This is a genomic window from Sphingomonas sp. AP4-R1, assembly GCF_013113735.1.
GTDB lineage: Bacteria > Pseudomonadota > Alphaproteobacteria > Sphingomonadales > Sphingomonadaceae > Sphingomonas_I.
On the sequence record NZ_CP053346.1, the window covers coordinates 4,225,804 to 4,240,325 of the forward strand.

17 protein-coding genes and 1 pseudogene are annotated in these 14,522 nt (G+C 67.6%); 7 read left to right on the forward strand and 11 right to left on the reverse strand.

Translation table 11 applies throughout. The features are described from left to right. Positions 1–18 precede the first annotated feature (18 nt). The 5 genes from HL653_RS19305 to HL653_RS19325 all read right to left on the reverse strand — a co-directional run bounded on the left by HL653_RS19305 (position 19) and on the right by HL653_RS19325 (position 4,450). Complete coding sequence (locus HL653_RS19305; protein WP_171745946.1) at positions 19–387, reverse strand: response regulator; 369 nt, start codon at positions 385–387, stop codon at positions 19–21. A 75-nt stretch (positions 388–462) separates the two neighbouring features. Beyond that, on the reverse strand, positions 463–897 hold the full coding sequence (locus HL653_RS19310) for a chemotaxis protein CheW (RefSeq protein ID WP_171745947.1): 435 nt from the start codon (positions 895–897) through the stop codon (positions 463–465). Between the two features lies 1 nt (position 898). Then, the gene (locus tag HL653_RS19315) at positions 899–3,214 is read right to left on the reverse strand and encodes a chemotaxis protein CheA (protein WP_171745948.1); all 2,316 of its coding nucleotides are present in this window, start codon (positions 3,212–3,214) and stop codon (positions 899–901) included. Positions 3,215–3,347: 133 nt separating this feature from the next. Continuing rightward, on the reverse strand, positions 3,348–3,989 hold the full coding sequence (locus HL653_RS19320; RefSeq protein WP_171745949.1) for a histidine phosphotransferase family protein: 642 nt from the start codon (positions 3,987–3,989) through the stop codon (positions 3,348–3,350). Positions 3,990–4,063: 74 nt separating this feature from the next. After that, positions 4,064–4,450, reverse strand: coding sequence for a M67 family metallopeptidase (locus tag HL653_RS19325; protein WP_253718151.1), 387 nt, complete (start codon positions 4,448–4,450; stop codon positions 4,064–4,066). Positions 4,451–4,539: 89 nt separating this feature from the next. Here HL653_RS19325 and HL653_RS19330 point away from each other — a divergent pair, with 89 nt between their 5' ends. Further along, complete coding sequence (locus HL653_RS19330; RefSeq protein ID WP_171745951.1) at positions 4,540–5,490, forward strand: RluA family pseudouridine synthase; 951 nt, start codon at positions 4,540–4,542, stop codon at positions 5,488–5,490. Positions 5,491–5,551: 61 nt separating this feature from the next. Beyond that, positions 5,552–6,460, forward strand: coding sequence for an RNA polymerase sigma factor RpoH (gene rpoH / locus HL653_RS19335; RefSeq protein ID WP_171745952.1), 909 nt, complete (start codon positions 5,552–5,554; stop codon positions 6,458–6,460). Between the two features lie 93 nt (positions 6,461–6,553). Here the strand turns inward: rpoH and HL653_RS19340 are convergent. After that, positions 6,554–6,938: pseudogene (locus tag HL653_RS19340) on the reverse strand (MerR family transcriptional regulator). Positions 6,939–7,007: 69 nt separating this feature from the next. Here HL653_RS19340 and HL653_RS19345 point away from each other — a divergent pair. Next, complete coding sequence (locus HL653_RS19345) at positions 7,008–7,754, forward strand: glutaredoxin (protein WP_216599901.1); 747 nt, start codon at positions 7,008–7,010, stop codon at positions 7,752–7,754. Positions 7,755–7,765: 11 nt separating this feature from the next. Here the strand turns inward: HL653_RS19345 and HL653_RS19350 are convergent, their stop codons facing one another. Both HL653_RS19350 and HL653_RS19355 read right to left on the reverse strand, forming a co-directional pair. Continuing rightward, positions 7,766–8,050: a hypothetical protein gene (locus HL653_RS19350; RefSeq protein ID WP_171745953.1), complete on the reverse strand. Its 285-nt coding sequence runs from the start codon at positions 8,048–8,050 to the stop codon at positions 7,766–7,768. A gap of 159 nt (positions 8,051–8,209) precedes the next feature. Next, a complete protein-coding gene (locus HL653_RS19355) occupies positions 8,210–9,007 on the reverse strand; it encodes a transporter (RefSeq protein ID WP_171745954.1) in 798 nt (265 codons plus the stop codon). Between the two features lie 73 nt (positions 9,008–9,080). Here HL653_RS19355 and mtgA point away from each other — a divergent pair, with 73 nt between their 5' ends. From mtgA to HL653_RS19375, 4 genes are read left to right on the forward strand one after another with little or no spacing between them, the layout of a single operon-like run. After that, on the forward strand, positions 9,081–9,800 hold the full coding sequence (gene mtgA / locus HL653_RS19360; protein ID WP_171745955.1) for a monofunctional biosynthetic peptidoglycan transglycosylase: 720 nt from the start codon (positions 9,081–9,083) through the stop codon (positions 9,798–9,800). Positions 9,801–9,804: 4 nt separating this feature from the next. Next, on the forward strand, positions 9,805–10,821 hold the full coding sequence (locus tag HL653_RS19365; RefSeq protein ID WP_171745956.1) for a glycosyltransferase family 2 protein: 1,017 nt from the start codon (positions 9,805–9,807) through the stop codon (positions 10,819–10,821). Then, positions 10,818–11,348 (forward strand): serine O-acetyltransferase, encoded by a 531-nt coding sequence (locus HL653_RS19370; protein ID WP_171745957.1) that lies wholly within the window; start codon positions 10,818–10,820, stop codon positions 11,346–11,348. The genes HL653_RS19365 and HL653_RS19370 overlap by 4 nt, the downstream gene beginning before the upstream one ends. A gap of 4 nt (positions 11,349–11,352) precedes the next feature. Further along, complete coding sequence (locus HL653_RS19375) at positions 11,353–12,384, forward strand: glycosyltransferase family 2 protein (protein ID WP_171745958.1); 1,032 nt, start codon at positions 11,353–11,355, stop codon at positions 12,382–12,384. Positions 12,385–12,387: 3 nt separating this feature from the next. Here HL653_RS19375 and HL653_RS19380 read toward each other — a convergent pair whose 3' ends face one another. The 3 genes from HL653_RS19380 to HL653_RS19390 are packed head-to-tail and all read right to left on the reverse strand — an operon-like array spanning position 12,388 to position 14,277. Continuing rightward, positions 12,388–13,002, reverse strand: a complete 615-nt coding sequence (locus tag HL653_RS19380; RefSeq protein ID WP_171745959.1) for an LptA/OstA family protein — start codon at positions 13,000–13,002, stop codon at positions 12,388–12,390. Beyond that, positions 12,999–13,646, reverse strand: a complete 648-nt coding sequence (gene lptC / locus HL653_RS19385) for an LPS export ABC transporter periplasmic protein LptC (protein WP_171745960.1) — start codon at positions 13,644–13,646, stop codon at positions 12,999–13,001. Before lptC ends, HL653_RS19380 begins: the two co-directional genes overlap by 4 nt. Positions 13,647–13,659: 13 nt before the next feature. Then, positions 13,660–14,277: a ribonuclease D gene (locus HL653_RS19390; protein ID WP_171745961.1), complete on the reverse strand. Its 618-nt coding sequence runs from the start codon at positions 14,275–14,277 to the stop codon at positions 13,660–13,662. Between the last annotated feature and the right edge of the window lie 245 nt (positions 14,278–14,522).

Here is a 14,522-nt window from a genome sequence, read left to right on the forward strand (position 1 = left end):
CTCGCAGTGGCCGATGGATCAGGCGACGCCGACGATCTGCAGCTTGCTTTCGATCGTATCCCGATCGAACGGCTTCATCACATATTCGTCCGCCCCGGCCTCGATCGCCGCACGGATGTGTGCGCTGCCATTCTCGGTGGTGCAGAACACTACCTTCGGGCGGCGCGGCAGATTGGTTTCGCCCAGCGCGCGCAGGAATTCGATGCCGCTCATCACCGGCATGTTCCAGTCGAGCAGGATCACGTCGGGCGCGGGCTCGGTCGTGCAATGGGTCAGGGCTTCCTGTCCGTCGCCGGCTTCGGCGACGGAGAAGTCGAGCGCTTCCAGAATGTGGCGGGCGACCTTCCGGATCACCTTCGAATCGTCGACAACCAGGCAGGTCTTCATCGTCTCGTCCATCTATGGGCGGATTGGGGCACGCCGTTGTTACAAAGCCGGGCGTAACGATCGGGTTAAGAGCGCTTATGCGGCCGCCTGTTCGTCCGGCCCCAGCACGAGGCGGGCCGGATCGATCAGGAGGATATCGCCGCGCTCGGTGGCCAGGCGCCCGACCGCGACGCGGGCCCAGCCGCGTTCCAGCGTGGCGACGCAGGGCATGGGGGCACCCGCGCTCTCCACATCCTCCACCGCCTCCACCAGCAGCGCATAGCTGTGTCCGTCGATCTGGACGACCACCGCCTCCGGCGTCGTCTGCACACCGGTCGCGCGCAGGCCGAGAGCGGCACAGGAATCGATCACCGTGAGCACCCGGCTCCGCAGCGCGAACAGGCCGGCGATATGCGGCGCCACACGCGGCACCGGCGTCACGGCGTCGATCTCGACGACCGAGCCAACCTCGTTCGCGTCGATCGCGACCAGCTCGCCCGCGATCCGCACCATCAGGTAAAGCCGTTCCATCTCAAGCCCTTCCACGACGCGCGGCAGCGGCGACGGCATCCAGCAGACTCGCCCGGTCATAGCGCCAGATCGATCCCCCCTCGCCTTCGCCCGGTTCGGCGGCGGCGCGCAGGCGCACGCACGGGTCGGGCGAACCGACCCCGCCGATCACCACGTCCACCACGTCCCGCTCGGGCGCCTGGCCGAACAGCACGCGATAGCCCGCCGCCGCCAGCACCGGCTCCAGGAACTGGCGCGACCAGGGATCGCGATCGTCGGAAATCAGGCAGACCGGCACCCGCTCGGGGCCCGTGCGCGCCCGGCTGGCGAACAGCCAGTGCGCATCCAGCAATTCGATCTGCTCGTCATCCTGCAGCGTGATGCCCGCAATCGGGCCGGGCACCGCCAGCGGCGTGAATTCGCTGGCGAGATCCACCACGTCGATCACCGAATCGATCGCATAGGAGATGCGGCCCTGGCCGTCGCCCAGCTGCAGCACGCGCAGCCGCTTGCCGGTCGGCAGTGGACCGCTCGCGATCAGCGGCGCGATCAGGCCCTGATGCGCGAGATGGCGTTGCCCCGCCGTTTCCGAAACCTGCTCGGGCGCGACATCCTCGATCCGCTCGACCAGCCCCAGCCGCACGCCGCGCTTCACCCCGTCCAGATCGCGGAACAGCAGGGTCGGCACGCGCGCATCCTCCGCCACGGCGGCGATCGGCTCCTCGCGGACCTGTTCGCTCGCACCGCCCACGCCGGCCGAAGCCGCGAGGCCCGCGACATCGAACAGCAGGATCGGGCGACTGTTGTCCGGCAAGGTCGTGCCCGCATAGATGCCCGTCGCCATGATCGCGGGCGCGGCCGGCTTCACCACCAGTTCCTCATGATCCAGCACCGCATCCACCAGCAGCGCGAAGGGCTCTCCGCCACCGGAGCGCAGCACGACCAGCACCGGCCAGCGGCTGGACTGGCCCTGTTCGCAGCCGAGGAAGTCGCCGAGATCGATCACGGGCAGGCTGCGCCCGCGAATGCGCGCCACCAGCGCACCGCCCAGCAGCTGAAGCTGCACGTCGCCCCGCCCGGCGCGCACGATCTCCTCGATCGCCGAGCGCGGCACCGCGAAATGATGATCGCCCGATCCCACGATCAGCGCCGGGATGATCGTCAGCGTCAGCGGCAGGCGCAGCGTCAGGCGCACGCCCTGCCCCGGCTTGCTGTCGACGTCGATCATGCCGCCGATCCGCTCGATATTCGCGCGGACCACGTCCATGCCCACGCCGCGCCCCGAAATGTCGGACACGGCGTTCGCGGTCGAAAGGCCCGGCAGGAAGATCAACGAGAGCTTGCGCTGCCAGTTCATGCCCGCGACCTGCTCGGCCGTGACGAGCCCCGCCGTGAGCGCCTTCTGCACCACGCGATCGGCATCGATGCCGCGCCCGTCGTCGATCGCGTCGATCAGGATCTGGTTGCCGGACTGGCGCGCCGAAACGCGCAGCCGCCCGACCGCCGACTTGCCCGCAGCCACGCGCTCGTCCGGGGTTTCGATCCCATGGTCGATCGCGTTGCGGACGATATGCGTCAGCGGATCGCGGATCATCTCGATCATCTCGCGATCCAGCTCGACGTCGCCGCCGTCCACGTCCAGCTGCACGGTGCGGCCCAGTTGGCTGGCCAGATCGCGCACCATGCGCGGCAGCACGGAGAAGAGCCCGTCGATCCGCGCCATGCGCGTGCGCGTCACGGCATCGCGCACCTCGGCCACGCATTGCGAGAGACGCTCGAACGCGACGTCCGCCGCCGTGCCCGTCTCGGCCAGCCGCAGCGCGCGGGACAGTTCGTTGCGCGCCAGCACCATGTCCGACACGCCGGCCATCATCCGATCGAGCAGATCGACCGGCAGGCGGATGCTGCGCGAAACGGCGCGGGACGCATGCGGCGCAGCGGTCTGCACCACCGCCACGGCTTCCTCCGCCTCGCCCGGCGCCAGCGCCGCGATCAGCAGCCCGTCGGCACCGTCGGGCACCGACTCGCCGCTCTCCATCGCATCGGTCAGTTCGCCGATCCGGTCGATGATCGCCAGGACCGCGCTGACGAGCGCACAGTCGGGAATGCGCGCTCCGTCCCGCACCTCGGCCAGCGCGTCCTCGGCGGCATGGCTCAGGCGCAGCAGGCGCGGGAGATCGAGGAAGCCGCAGCTGCCCTTCACGGTGTGGACGAAGCGGAAAATCGAATCGAGCCGGGTGCGATCGCCCGGATCCGCCTCCCACGCGACCAGTTCACCCGCGATCGCATCCAGCGTCTCGCGCGTTTCCGCAATGAAGTCCGTAAGAAGATCGTCCATGCCCAGGCCCTGTGCGCGCCTCGGGGACGCCAGCCGGTCATGGCAGCAGATGGTAAAGAGAGTTTTAAGCGGAAATCGAGAGCCGGACCGCGCCGCGTCCGGACGATGCCTTTTCCCGCGCTTCCGAAAGCCCTTACGCGGCTCCGGCCGTGCCGCGAGCCGTCACGCCGAACAGCAGCACGCCATCCTGTTCGGACAGACGCACTTCGCGTCCCTCGCGCCGGGCCAGTTCGCGGATCAGCAACGCGCCGGACGTGCGCGAGGACATGTGCCCCTCCATCTCGCCGCCATCCAGCAGCGCGCGCAGTTCCGCATCCAGCACGAGGCGCGGCCCCTCGGCCCGCACGACCACCTCGTCGGCCTCCACGCCCACGTCCAGCCGCCCGCCACGCACCAGCGCATCCAGCGCGATCAGCGAGAGATTGAGCAGGATGCGCGTGGCCCCGCGCGACAATTCCGGCTGATCCACCAGCCAGCCGAAGACGATGCGGGCATTGCCGCGCACCAGCCCCTCGATCGCGGCCTTCGCTTCGTTCGCATTGATATGGTCGCCGTAGCCACCCGCCGCGCCGAAGGCCAAGCGGAAGAATTTGAGCTTGTTGGCGGAGGCTTCGGCACTGTCGGTCAGCAGCCCCATATATTGGGCGCGCAGCTCCGGATCCTGCTCGTCGGCGATCAGCTCCAGCCCGTTGATCATCGAGCCGACGGGGCTCAGCAGATCGTGGCAGAGGCGCGAGCAGAGCAGGCTCGCAAATTCGACCGACAGATCCTGCATGATGCTTCCCGCTCCCGTGCCTCTCCGGAAAGCGGGGCTTGTGACGGCTGCCGCCGCCGAGCGCAACCGTCCGCTCAACCGATATCGAGCGGAACCGCCGCAAATCCGTCGATTTCCGATCGCCACAGCCGCGCATCGCCGCTCGCGAGGATCAGCCACAGGCGCCCCGGCTCCGCCGCCGCCGCGTCCCGCGCCGAGGGAAAAGCCGATCCCGACGGATGCGAATGATAATGGCCGATCAGGCGCGGCCCGCCCGCGCGCTCCGCCCGATGCGCGGCGATCAGCGCGCGCGGATCGATCTCGAACTCGTCCTCGATGCGTGCGGCAATATTGAGGGTGGCCAGAGCGGCCTCGATCCGGACGGGCGTTCCGAACAGCAGCCCGCAAATCTCGCGCTCGGGCGAGGCGGCGGCCTCGGCCCGCAGGCGATCGAGGCAGATGCGGGCGATGCTCACGGTCACGTCCGACCTGCTAACCACGCGGCAATGCCCTGTCGAGGCGACCCCGCATCCTTGAAAAACCCCGGCTCCCTCCCACATTGCGAAGTCCAATGGACGCGGGGGTGTCAGTCAAGCATGCGATCGTGCCCGATGAGGCCGCCGGGTGGCGCCTCGATCGGACGCTTGCGACGCTTGTGCCCACGCTCTCCCGCGAACGGCTGAAAGCGCTGATCTCCTCGGGCAGCGTCACGCGTGACGACACGGCGGTGCGCGATCCCGCGATCAAGGTGAAACCGGGCGACGCCTACATCGTCTCGGTTCCGGATCCCAAGCCCGCGCACAACGAGGCGCAGGAAATCCCGCTCGTCATTGCCTTCGAGGACGAGCATCTGATCGTGGTCGACAAGCCCGCCGGTCTGGTCGTCCACCCCGCCTGCGGCAATCTGGACGGTACGCTCGTCAACGCCCTTCTCCACCATTGCCGGGGTTCGCTCTCCGGGATCGGCGGGGTCGAGCGGCCGGGCATCGTCCACCGGATCGACAAGGATACGTCGGGCCTGATGGTGGCGGCCAAGACGGACCGCGCGCATGCGGGGCTCGCCAAGCAATTCGCCGACCATTCGATCAACCGCCGCTATCGCGCGATCGTTACGGGCAGCCCCCGCCCCATCAAGGGCGTGGTGGATGCCCCGCTCGGCCGGAGCCACACGAACCGCAAGAAAATGGCGATCGTGCAGGGCGGCAAGCGCGCCGTGACGCACTATGATACGATCGAGACGCTGAATGGCGCGAGCCTGATCGAATGCCGGCTGGAAACGGGCCGTACGCATCAGGTGCGCGTCCACATGGCCTCGATCGGGCATCCCTTGCTGGGCGATCCGGTCTATGGCCGGGCGAGCAAGGAACAGCGCAAGCTGCTCGATAGTTTGGGGTTCGAGAGGCAGGCGTTGCACGCCGCCCATCTCGGTTTCATCCATCCGGTGACAAGCGCAGCTTTGGCGTTCGAAAGCAGGATTCCGGCGGATATGCAGGAACTATTCAGCCGCCTTCTGCTAAGGTGACAATCGACGGGGACGGACTGGCAGTCCGCCTCCAGGGCGAAGGCCCAGGGAGAAAGTAAACATGGCCACCAAGTCCTCCACCCCCGCGACCATCCCGGCGCTTGGCGGCGAGGCCGGTCTCAATCGGTATCTGTCTGAGATCCGGAAGTTTCCGCTCCTCCAGCCGGAGGAAGAATATATGCTCGCCAAGCGTTTTCAGGAGCATGGCGATACGGATGCGGCCGCGCGCCTCGTCACCAGCCATCTGCGCCTCGTTGCGAAGATCGCGATGGGCTATCGCGGCTATGGCCTGCCCACCGCCGAGCTGATCTCGGAGGGCAATATCGGCCTGATGCAGGGCGTGAAGAAGTTCGAGCCGGATCGCGGCTTCCGCCTCGCCACCTATGCGATGTGGTGGATCCGCGCCTCGATCCAGGAATATATCCTGCGCTCGTGGAGCCTCGTGAAGATGGGCACCACTGCGGCCCAGAAGAAATTGTTCTTCAACCTGCGCCGCATGAAGAGCCAGATCGACGCGTTCGAGGAAGGCGATCTCAGCCCCGAGAATGTGGCCAAGATCGCCACCGACCTCGGCGTGAGCGAGGAAGAGGTTCACTCGATGAACCGCCGCATGTCGATGGGCGGCGATACGTCGCTGAACGTCTCCATGCGCGAGGATGGCGAGGGCCAGTGGCAGGATTGGCTGGTCGACACCGATCCGCTGCAGGACGAGCGGCTGGCCGAGTCTCAGGAAAAGGATGTCCGCCACGACATGCTGACCGAGGCGATGGACAGCCTGAACGATCGCGAGAAGCATATCCTCGCCGAGCGTCGCCTGTCCGACGATCCGAAAACGCTGGAGGAACTGAGCCAGGTTTACGGCGTCAGCCGCGAACGCGTCCGCCAGATCGAGGTCCGCGCCTTCGACAAATTGCAGAAGGCGATGATGCGCCTCGCCGGCGAGAAGCGCCTGCTGCCCGCGATGGCGTAAAGCCCGACGGTGCTCCTGCGAAGGCAGGAGCACCCGGGCCGCAAGCCCAACACCCGAAGCTCCGGGCTCCCGCGTTCGCAGGAGCACCGGATGCTATTCCCCTTCGAACGCCTCGATGATCGGGCACGGCCCTCTGGCCGACGCACCGCATTCGTGCGCCAGCCGCGCCAGTGCCATACGCGCCTCCGTCAGCGCCGCGATCTTCGCATCCAGTTCCGCGATCCGCTCCAGCGTCAGCGCTCTCGCCCGCGCGATCCTGCCCCGCATCCAGCTCCAGCAGTTCGCCGATCGTCTCCAGCGTGAAGCCCGCGCCCTGGGCCTGCCGGATGAAGCGCAGCCGCCGCGCATCCTCGGCCGCATAGCGCCGTATGCCGCCCGCCTGATCCGGCACGCGCATCAGCCCGCGCCGCTGATAATAGCGGATCGTCTCCACCCCCACGCCGCCATCCTTCGCCAGCGCGCCGATCGTCAGGCCCACACTCTTGACTCCGTACTATGGTACGGACCCTATATGTGCGCCGAACGAACACCGACAAGGCAGGGCGACATGGCGACGGCAGCTTCCGGCAGGCAGGCGATCCTCTATCGGATGACGATCGGCAAATCGATGTGCCCGCACGGCCGCAAGGCGCTCCACCTGCTGAAGAGCAGGGGCTTCCAGGTCGAGGATCATACGTTCAAGACGCGCGAGGAAACCGACGCGTTCAAGGCGGCGCAGGGCGTCACCTCCACGCCCCAGATCTTCATCGATGGCGAGCGGATCGGCGGCAACAGCGATCTGCGCCGTTATCTCGGCCTTTCGGTGCCCGATCCCAAGGCCGTCACCTATCGCCCCGTCATCGCCGTGTTCGCCGTCACCGCGCTGATGGCGCTCGCGGCGAGCTGGCAGGCCTATGGCGCGCTCGTGCCGATGACGGTGTTTCGCTGGTTCATCGCGTTCAGCATGTGCGTCCTCGCCATCCTGAAGCTGCGCGACATCGAGAGTTTCTCGGGCATGTTCCTAGGTTACGATCTGCTCGCGCGGCGCTGGGTGCCCTATGCCTATCTCTATCCGTTTGCGGAGGCGGCCGCCGGCGTGCTGATGATCGCGGGCGTGCTGGAATGGCTGTCCATCTCGATCGCGCTCTTCATCGGCACGGTCGGCGCGGTGTCGGTGATCAAGGCGGTCTATGTCGACAAGCGCGATCTGAAATGCGCCTGCGTCGGCGGCGACAGCAATGTGCCGCTGGGCTTCCTGTCGCTGACCGAGAATGTGATGATGGTGGTGATGGCGCTGGTGATGCTCGCCGTCTGACGGGCGCGGGATCAGTCCGGAGGCGGGCCCGCATCCGCCTCCATGTCCTTGCGGACGGCATAGCTCCACGCTCCGAAGAACAGATAGAGCGCCAGGAAGGTGACGACCGGGCTGATGAGGCAGAGCGGTATCTGCAGCCAGAGGCTGTCCGTCCCCACGAGCTGGCCGATCGTCAGGTGCGTCATGCGCCCTTCGAGGAACCATTCCAGCACATGGGCGGCCAGGATGAAGATCGTGCCCAGCGCGCAGACGATCGCCATCATCAGCGCCACGCTCGCCGCGTGACGGAGCTTCATGATTGTGGATCGCCGCCAGACCATGAGCGGCCTCATACCGATCCGCTCTTAACATCGGCATAACATGCCGGCGGGCGCCTTGACCCACCCGTTCGTGCCTAGACTGCCCTCAGCACGAACGGAAAAAATGGCAGGCTCTGGGAGACTTCGGGTTCTGCTTCAGAAGCGGCGGACGATCCCGCAATAGGCTTCCACATCGGGGCTGGCGCGGTTGAGCCCGGCCACCCCGCCGAAATCCACCTCCCAATTCTTGCCGATCTGATAGCCGAGCGCCGCACTCGCCAGCGCCATCGTCGCATGGCCCGAAGGATCGCGATCGCGGATCGCCTGCACCTCCAGTTCCAGATCGATCTTCTTGTTCAGCGCGATGTCGATCCCGCCGGAGCTGCCATAGGAAAGATGGCGCCCTGCCCCGCTTTGATCGGCCGCGGCGTTCACCTCCGGCGTCAGCTGAAGATAGATATGGTGGCCGATCTCCCAGGATATGGGGATCAGCATGCTCGCGCTCCACGTGCCCGCGCCGATCGGACCGCGGCCGACGGGCAACGTCACGGACGGCAGCACCGCGACCGAAAAGCCTTCGCCATCGGGCTGGGCGATATTCTGCTTGATGCCGAGCGTGATGTCGCCGGTTCGGTGGCTGGTCTGCACGTCGCCGCTCATCCGGTCGCGCTCCCGCTCGCGGCCATAGCTCGTCCAGCCGAAGCGCAATTCGGTCGATCGCCCCACGCCCGCGCGCACCAGCCAGTCGCCCGTCACCAGCGTATCGGTCACGCTCCCCGGGTGCTTCTCGCGTGTCCAGTCGGCGATGCCCGTCTCGATCTGGACGTGGCCCGGATCGATCGTGCAGGCGGGCGTATTCAGACCAGGCCGATCCGGGCAGAGAATGCGGAGATCGCCCGCTTCCGCTGTCGCAGGGGCCAGCATCGCGGCCGCGACCGCACAGGCGAATTTCATCGGCATCCCCTCATTCTCCCGGCGTAACGGAGAGGCGCGTTGACCTGTTCCGCGCGTCGACTAGACCGCACGCATGGCCCGCACCGCATCGCGCTCCGGCAAGAAGACCGGCAGCCTCCCCCGACGCCTGTTCCGCTGGCTGTGGCGCGCCGTCCTGATCTTTTTCTTCGGATCGATCCTGTGGGTGGTCGTCTATCGCTTCGTGCCCCCGCCGATCACGATGACGATGATCGGCGACATCGTCGGCGGGCGTTCGATCTCCAAGGACTGGATGCCGCTCTCGCGCATGGATCCGAATATGGCGCGCGCCGCCGTTTCGGCCGAGGATGGCAATTTCTGCCGCCATCACGGCTTCGATTTCACCGCGATCCAGAAAGCCTATTCGGGCAATGAGGCGGGCAAGCGCTTTCGCGGAGGCTCCACGATCAGCCAGCAGACCGCGAAGAACGCCTTTCTGTGGCAGGGCCGTTCCTGGCTTCGCAAAGGGCTGGAAGCATGGTTTACCGGCCTGATCGAGCTGATCTGGGGCAAGAGGCGGATCATGGAGGTGTATCTTAACATCGCCGAAACCGGGATCGGCACATATGGCGCCAATGCCGGGGCGATGCGCTACTTCCACCATGATGCGAGCCATCTCACGCCCACGGAGGCCGCGCGCATCGCCGCCATCCTGCCTTTGCCCAAGAAGCGCGACGCGATCGATCCGCACGGCTTCGTCCGCCGCTATGGCGACCGCATCTCGCGCCGGCTGGGGCCGATGCGGCGCGGCGGCTATCTGGCCTGCCTGAGCTGATCCGATGGACGGGGGCGTCGGCATCATCGTGATCGGCCGCAACGAGGGCGAGCGGCTCAAGACCTGCCTGCGCTCGGTCGTCGGCGCGGGGCCGGTCGTCTATGTGGATTCCGGCTCGACCGATGGCAGCCAGGCCTTCGCGCGCGGCCTCGGCGTCGAGGTGGTCGAACTGGCCGTCCCGCCCAATTTCACCGCCGCCCGCGCGCGCAATGCCGGGGTGGAAGCCCTGTTCGCCCGCTTCCCGAACACCGCCTTGCTCCAGTTCGTGGACGGCGATTGCGAGGTCCAGCCCGGCTGGATCGCCACCGGCACCGCCGCGCTGGCGGCGGACGATGGCCTCGCGCTCGTTTTCGGCCGCCGCCGCGAGCGTCATCCCGAAGCCTCGATCTACAATGCCCTGTGCGATGACGAGTGGAATGTCCCCGTCGGCGAGGTCGGCGCCTGTGGCGGCGACATATTGATCCGCGCCGACGCCTTTCGCGAAGCGGGCGGCTATCCGGACGAGATGATCGCGGGCGAGGAACCCGACATGTCGATGCGGCTGCGCGCCAAAGGCTGGCGCCTCGCCCGGATCGCGGGCGAGATGACGCTGCACGATGCCGCCATCACCCGCTTCGGCCAATGGTGGCGGCGCACGAAGCGCGCGGGCCATGCCTTCGCCGAACTCGCCTGGCGCCATCCCGACGTTCGCTCGCCCGACTGGCAGGCGATCGTGCGGCGGGACATCATCTGGGGCGGCGCCCTTCCCCTGTTCGCAGCCGTGGCGCTGGTCGGCAGCGTCGTGGAGCCGATCCTGCTGTTGCTGGCGGCCGCCTGCGTGGGGCTGTTCGTGCTGAACATCGCCCGCATCTTCGCGCGCCGCGCGAAGGAAGGCCTGCCGCCCGGCGTCGCCCGCGCCAGCGCAGTGCTGCTGATGGTCGGCAAGATCGCCGAATTTTCCGGCATCCTCTCCTTCCATCGCGAGCGCCTGTCCGGCCGCAAGGCCAAGCTGATCGAATATAAGGGGAGCGGGACCGCATGAGCATCGCGCCCGGGAAACGCCCCGGCCTGTTCGCGCTAATCGCGGAGGATTGGCGCGCCCATGGCCGCGACTGGACCAAGCCCGGCTTCCGCACGCTCGCCGTCTATCGCTTCGGCGTGTGGCGGATGGGCGTGCGCCAGCCGCTGCGCGCGCCGCTCTCGATCCTCTATCGCTGGGCGTTCCGCCGTTGCCGCAACCGCTATGGCATCGAGCTGCCTTATTCGGCCAGCGTCGGCCGCCAAGTCGTGATCGAGCATCAGGGCGGCATCGTCGTCCACGGCGCCACCGTGATCGGCGACCGTTGCATCATCCGCCAGAATTGCACGCTGGGCCTGCGCCGGCTGGACGCGCTGGCCGATGCACCGATCCTGGGCGAAGGCGTGGAGCTCGGCGCCGGATCGGTCGTCCTCGGCCGGATCCATCTCGGCGACGGCGCGCAGGTCGGCGCCAATGCGGTGGTGCTGAAGGATGTGCCCGCCGGCGCGCTCGCGCTCGGCGTCCCCGCCACGATCCGCCTGGGACGATGACGCCATGACCCGTTCGATCGCCATCGTGATGGTCAATTACCGGACACCCGATCTGGCGATCGCGGCGCTCGAATCGGCCGCTGGCGAGCGCGCCGCCTTGCCGGGCCTGCGCGCGATCCTCGTCGATGGCGGATCGGGCGACGGATCGGCGGAGAAACTGGCAGAGGCGCTGGCGGCCTCCCCGCTCGCGGAGTGGGTGGAATTGCTCCCCCTCCCCATCAACGGCGGCTTCGGCTGGGCCAATAATCAGGCGATCCAGCGCCTGCTCCAGCGCGACGATCCGCCCGATTACATCCACCTGCTCAATCCGGACACGGTGGTGGAGCCCGGCGCGATCGCGCGTCTTGCGGACACGCTCGACGCCTATCCCCGCTGCGGCGCGGTCGGCAGCCTGCTGCTGGAGGCCGACGGCTCGGCCTCGGGCTCGGCCTTCGCCTTTCCCACGATCGGGGGCGAGATGGTGCGGGGTGGCCGCATGGCGATCCTCCAGCGCCTGTTCGCGCCGGGCAAGCTCGTCTCGTTCGGAGACGCCGCCGAGGAGGTGGAGTGGGCGACGGGCGCGAGCGTGATGTTCCGCTCAGCCGCCCTGCGCGACTCCGGCCTCTTCGACACCGGCTTCTTCCTTTATTTCGAGGAGGTGGAGCTGATGTGGCGGATGCGGAAGGCCGGCTGGTCGATCCGGCACGAGCCCGCCAGCCGCATCGGCCATGTCGGCGGCGCCGCCACCGGCGTCAACGGATCGCGCCCCACCGATCGGCGCCCCAAGCTGCCGCCTTACTGGTATGGTTCGCGCCGCCGCTTCTGGGCGCTCACCGGATCGCGCGGTCGCGCGGTCGCGGCATCGTCGGCCTGGCTGGCGGGTCATGGTCTGTTGCTGGCGCGGCGCCTGCTCGGCAGCGCCAGGCAGCATGCGATCGTGGATCGGGACGCGCGCGCGATGCTGGCGCACGGCCTCGTCCCCAACCGCCGCGATTGCACGCCCGCCGTCGCCCGCTGGGACGATCCGCCGGGCACGCCTCCCGCCTGGATGGCCTGAGGGTTACTTCGTCGGCGGCGTGGTGGCGGGCGGTGTCGTCGGCGTCGCGCCGTTCTGGGTCTTCTGCGGCACGGTGAAGCGGCCGGTCACGCGGCCGCCCTTCGCGGAGGAGGCCGCCCCGCCGACGGCGCTGCCGTCCACGGTCGACCGGCCCGTATTCAGATCGATCACCAGCCGCGCGCCGTTCACGGTATTGCCGCCGCGCAGCAGCGAGACGTTGCCGATCAGCGTGATGATGCGCCGGTTGAGATCGTAAATGCCGAACGATCCCTTGGCGCGCTCGCTGGGCGATACCACCGTCACGCCGCCCGAGGCATCGATGCGCTGGATCTGGGGATCGGCGTTCGGCCCGGCGCCGCGCGAGTAAGCGACGGTCATGCGCGCCGAATCCATCGTCATGTCACCCTGCACCGCATGGACATTGCCGACGAAGATCGCGCGATCGGCGCGATCCTGCACCTCGATCCGATCGGACGTGACGTCCACCGGCGCATTGCTGTCATGCCCGCGCAGCACGGACAGGCCACCATTGCCCTGCGCCTGCGCGGAGGAAGCGGATTGCGCGGCAGCGGCCGTCGCGAGCAGCGGCAACGCCGCGATGAGAAGCCCCCGGATCATCGCGCGGCTCTGGCCTGCCTCTGGACGATATGCAAGCGGGCGCGCCCGACAAGATCGATCACCTTGGTCTCCAGATTGGCGCGCATCTGATCCGCCGCGAACGTGCCGAGCGGCATCGTGCCGTCCACGGCGCCCCGGCTCTTCAGCATGCGCGTCCGAAGATCGATCAGCACGTCACGCGTATCGACGCGGTAGCCGCCCGAGCCGAGATAATGGACGGGGCCGTCCACGGCGATGCGATCGCTGTTCATGTCATAGCGGCCGCGCGGCGCGGTCACGTCTGCGGGGCCGTCGGTCAGCCCGATGCGCGCGTGCAGCGTCTGCAGCCGCAGGATCGGATCGCGCGAGGTCTGCTGCACGGCCGAAGCGGCCGTCAGGATGAACGGCTGATTCTTGCCGTCCCGCCCGCGATAGACGGCGTGGCTCACGCGCATCCGCTCCGGCGCCACGTCCACGCCCTTCTTCGAGAGGACGAAGCTGATGTCGGCACCCACCGTCAGCGGCGCCACCGCCAGGAACAAAGCGATGATGCCCACCAGCGCGGGCAGCAGCACGCGCAGGATCGCCATCTGTATGTCGTGGCGGCCGCCCGCCATCGCCCAGTCGCGGCGGCGCTGGCGGCGTTCGCTGGCAAGAACGGACATTAAGCGCCCGCGCTCACATATGCGCGAAGATATCGATCTCGGGCCAGCCGGCCAGATCGAGTTCGGCGCGCGACGGCAGGAAATCGAAGCATGCCTGGGCCAGGTGCATGCGGCCCTCGCGCACCAGCCGCTCGTCCAGCTTTTCGCGCAGCTGATGAAGGAAGCGCACGTCGGACGCGGCATAATCCTTCTGCGCGTCGCTCAGGTCCGGCGCGCCCCAGTCGGACGATTGCTGCTGCTTCGACAAGTCCTGCGCCAGAATCTCGCGCACCAATTCTTTCAGGCCGTGGCGATCCGTATAGGTGCGGATCAGGCGCGAGGCGATCTTGGTGCAGTAAACCGGCGCCGCGACCACGCCCAGATAATGGCGAATCGCCGCGAGATCGAAGCGCGCGAAGTGATAGAGCTTCAGCCGGCCCGGATCGGCCAGCACGGCGCGCAGATTCGGCGCCGCATAGTCGCTCCCCGGCGCGAAGCGGACGAGATGCTCGTCGCCGCCGCCGTCCGAAATCTGGACCACGCAGAGCCGGTCGCGCGGCGTGAGCAGGCCCATCGTCTCGGTATCGACGGCGACGGGGCCGGGCGCCAGTACGTCGGCGGGAAGATCTTCTTCATGGAAATATACGGTCATGCACAGCCCTTAGAACCTGATCGCCTGCGGTGGAAGCGCTTTGCCCGACAGTCGAGGCAGGGAACACATCGCGCGTCCTTTCCGTTTCGGATGCGACCGGTTGAGCGTCTTCCCGTCTCGATCTACCGTGCAGAAAAGGCACGCTTAAGGGTGAATGTGAAGGAGCGTTCACCATCATGGCGGGAAAAAGGCGGAATTCGCTCGCGACTGATCAGGATTTGTTGTAGGCTGACTATTGCTTAGGC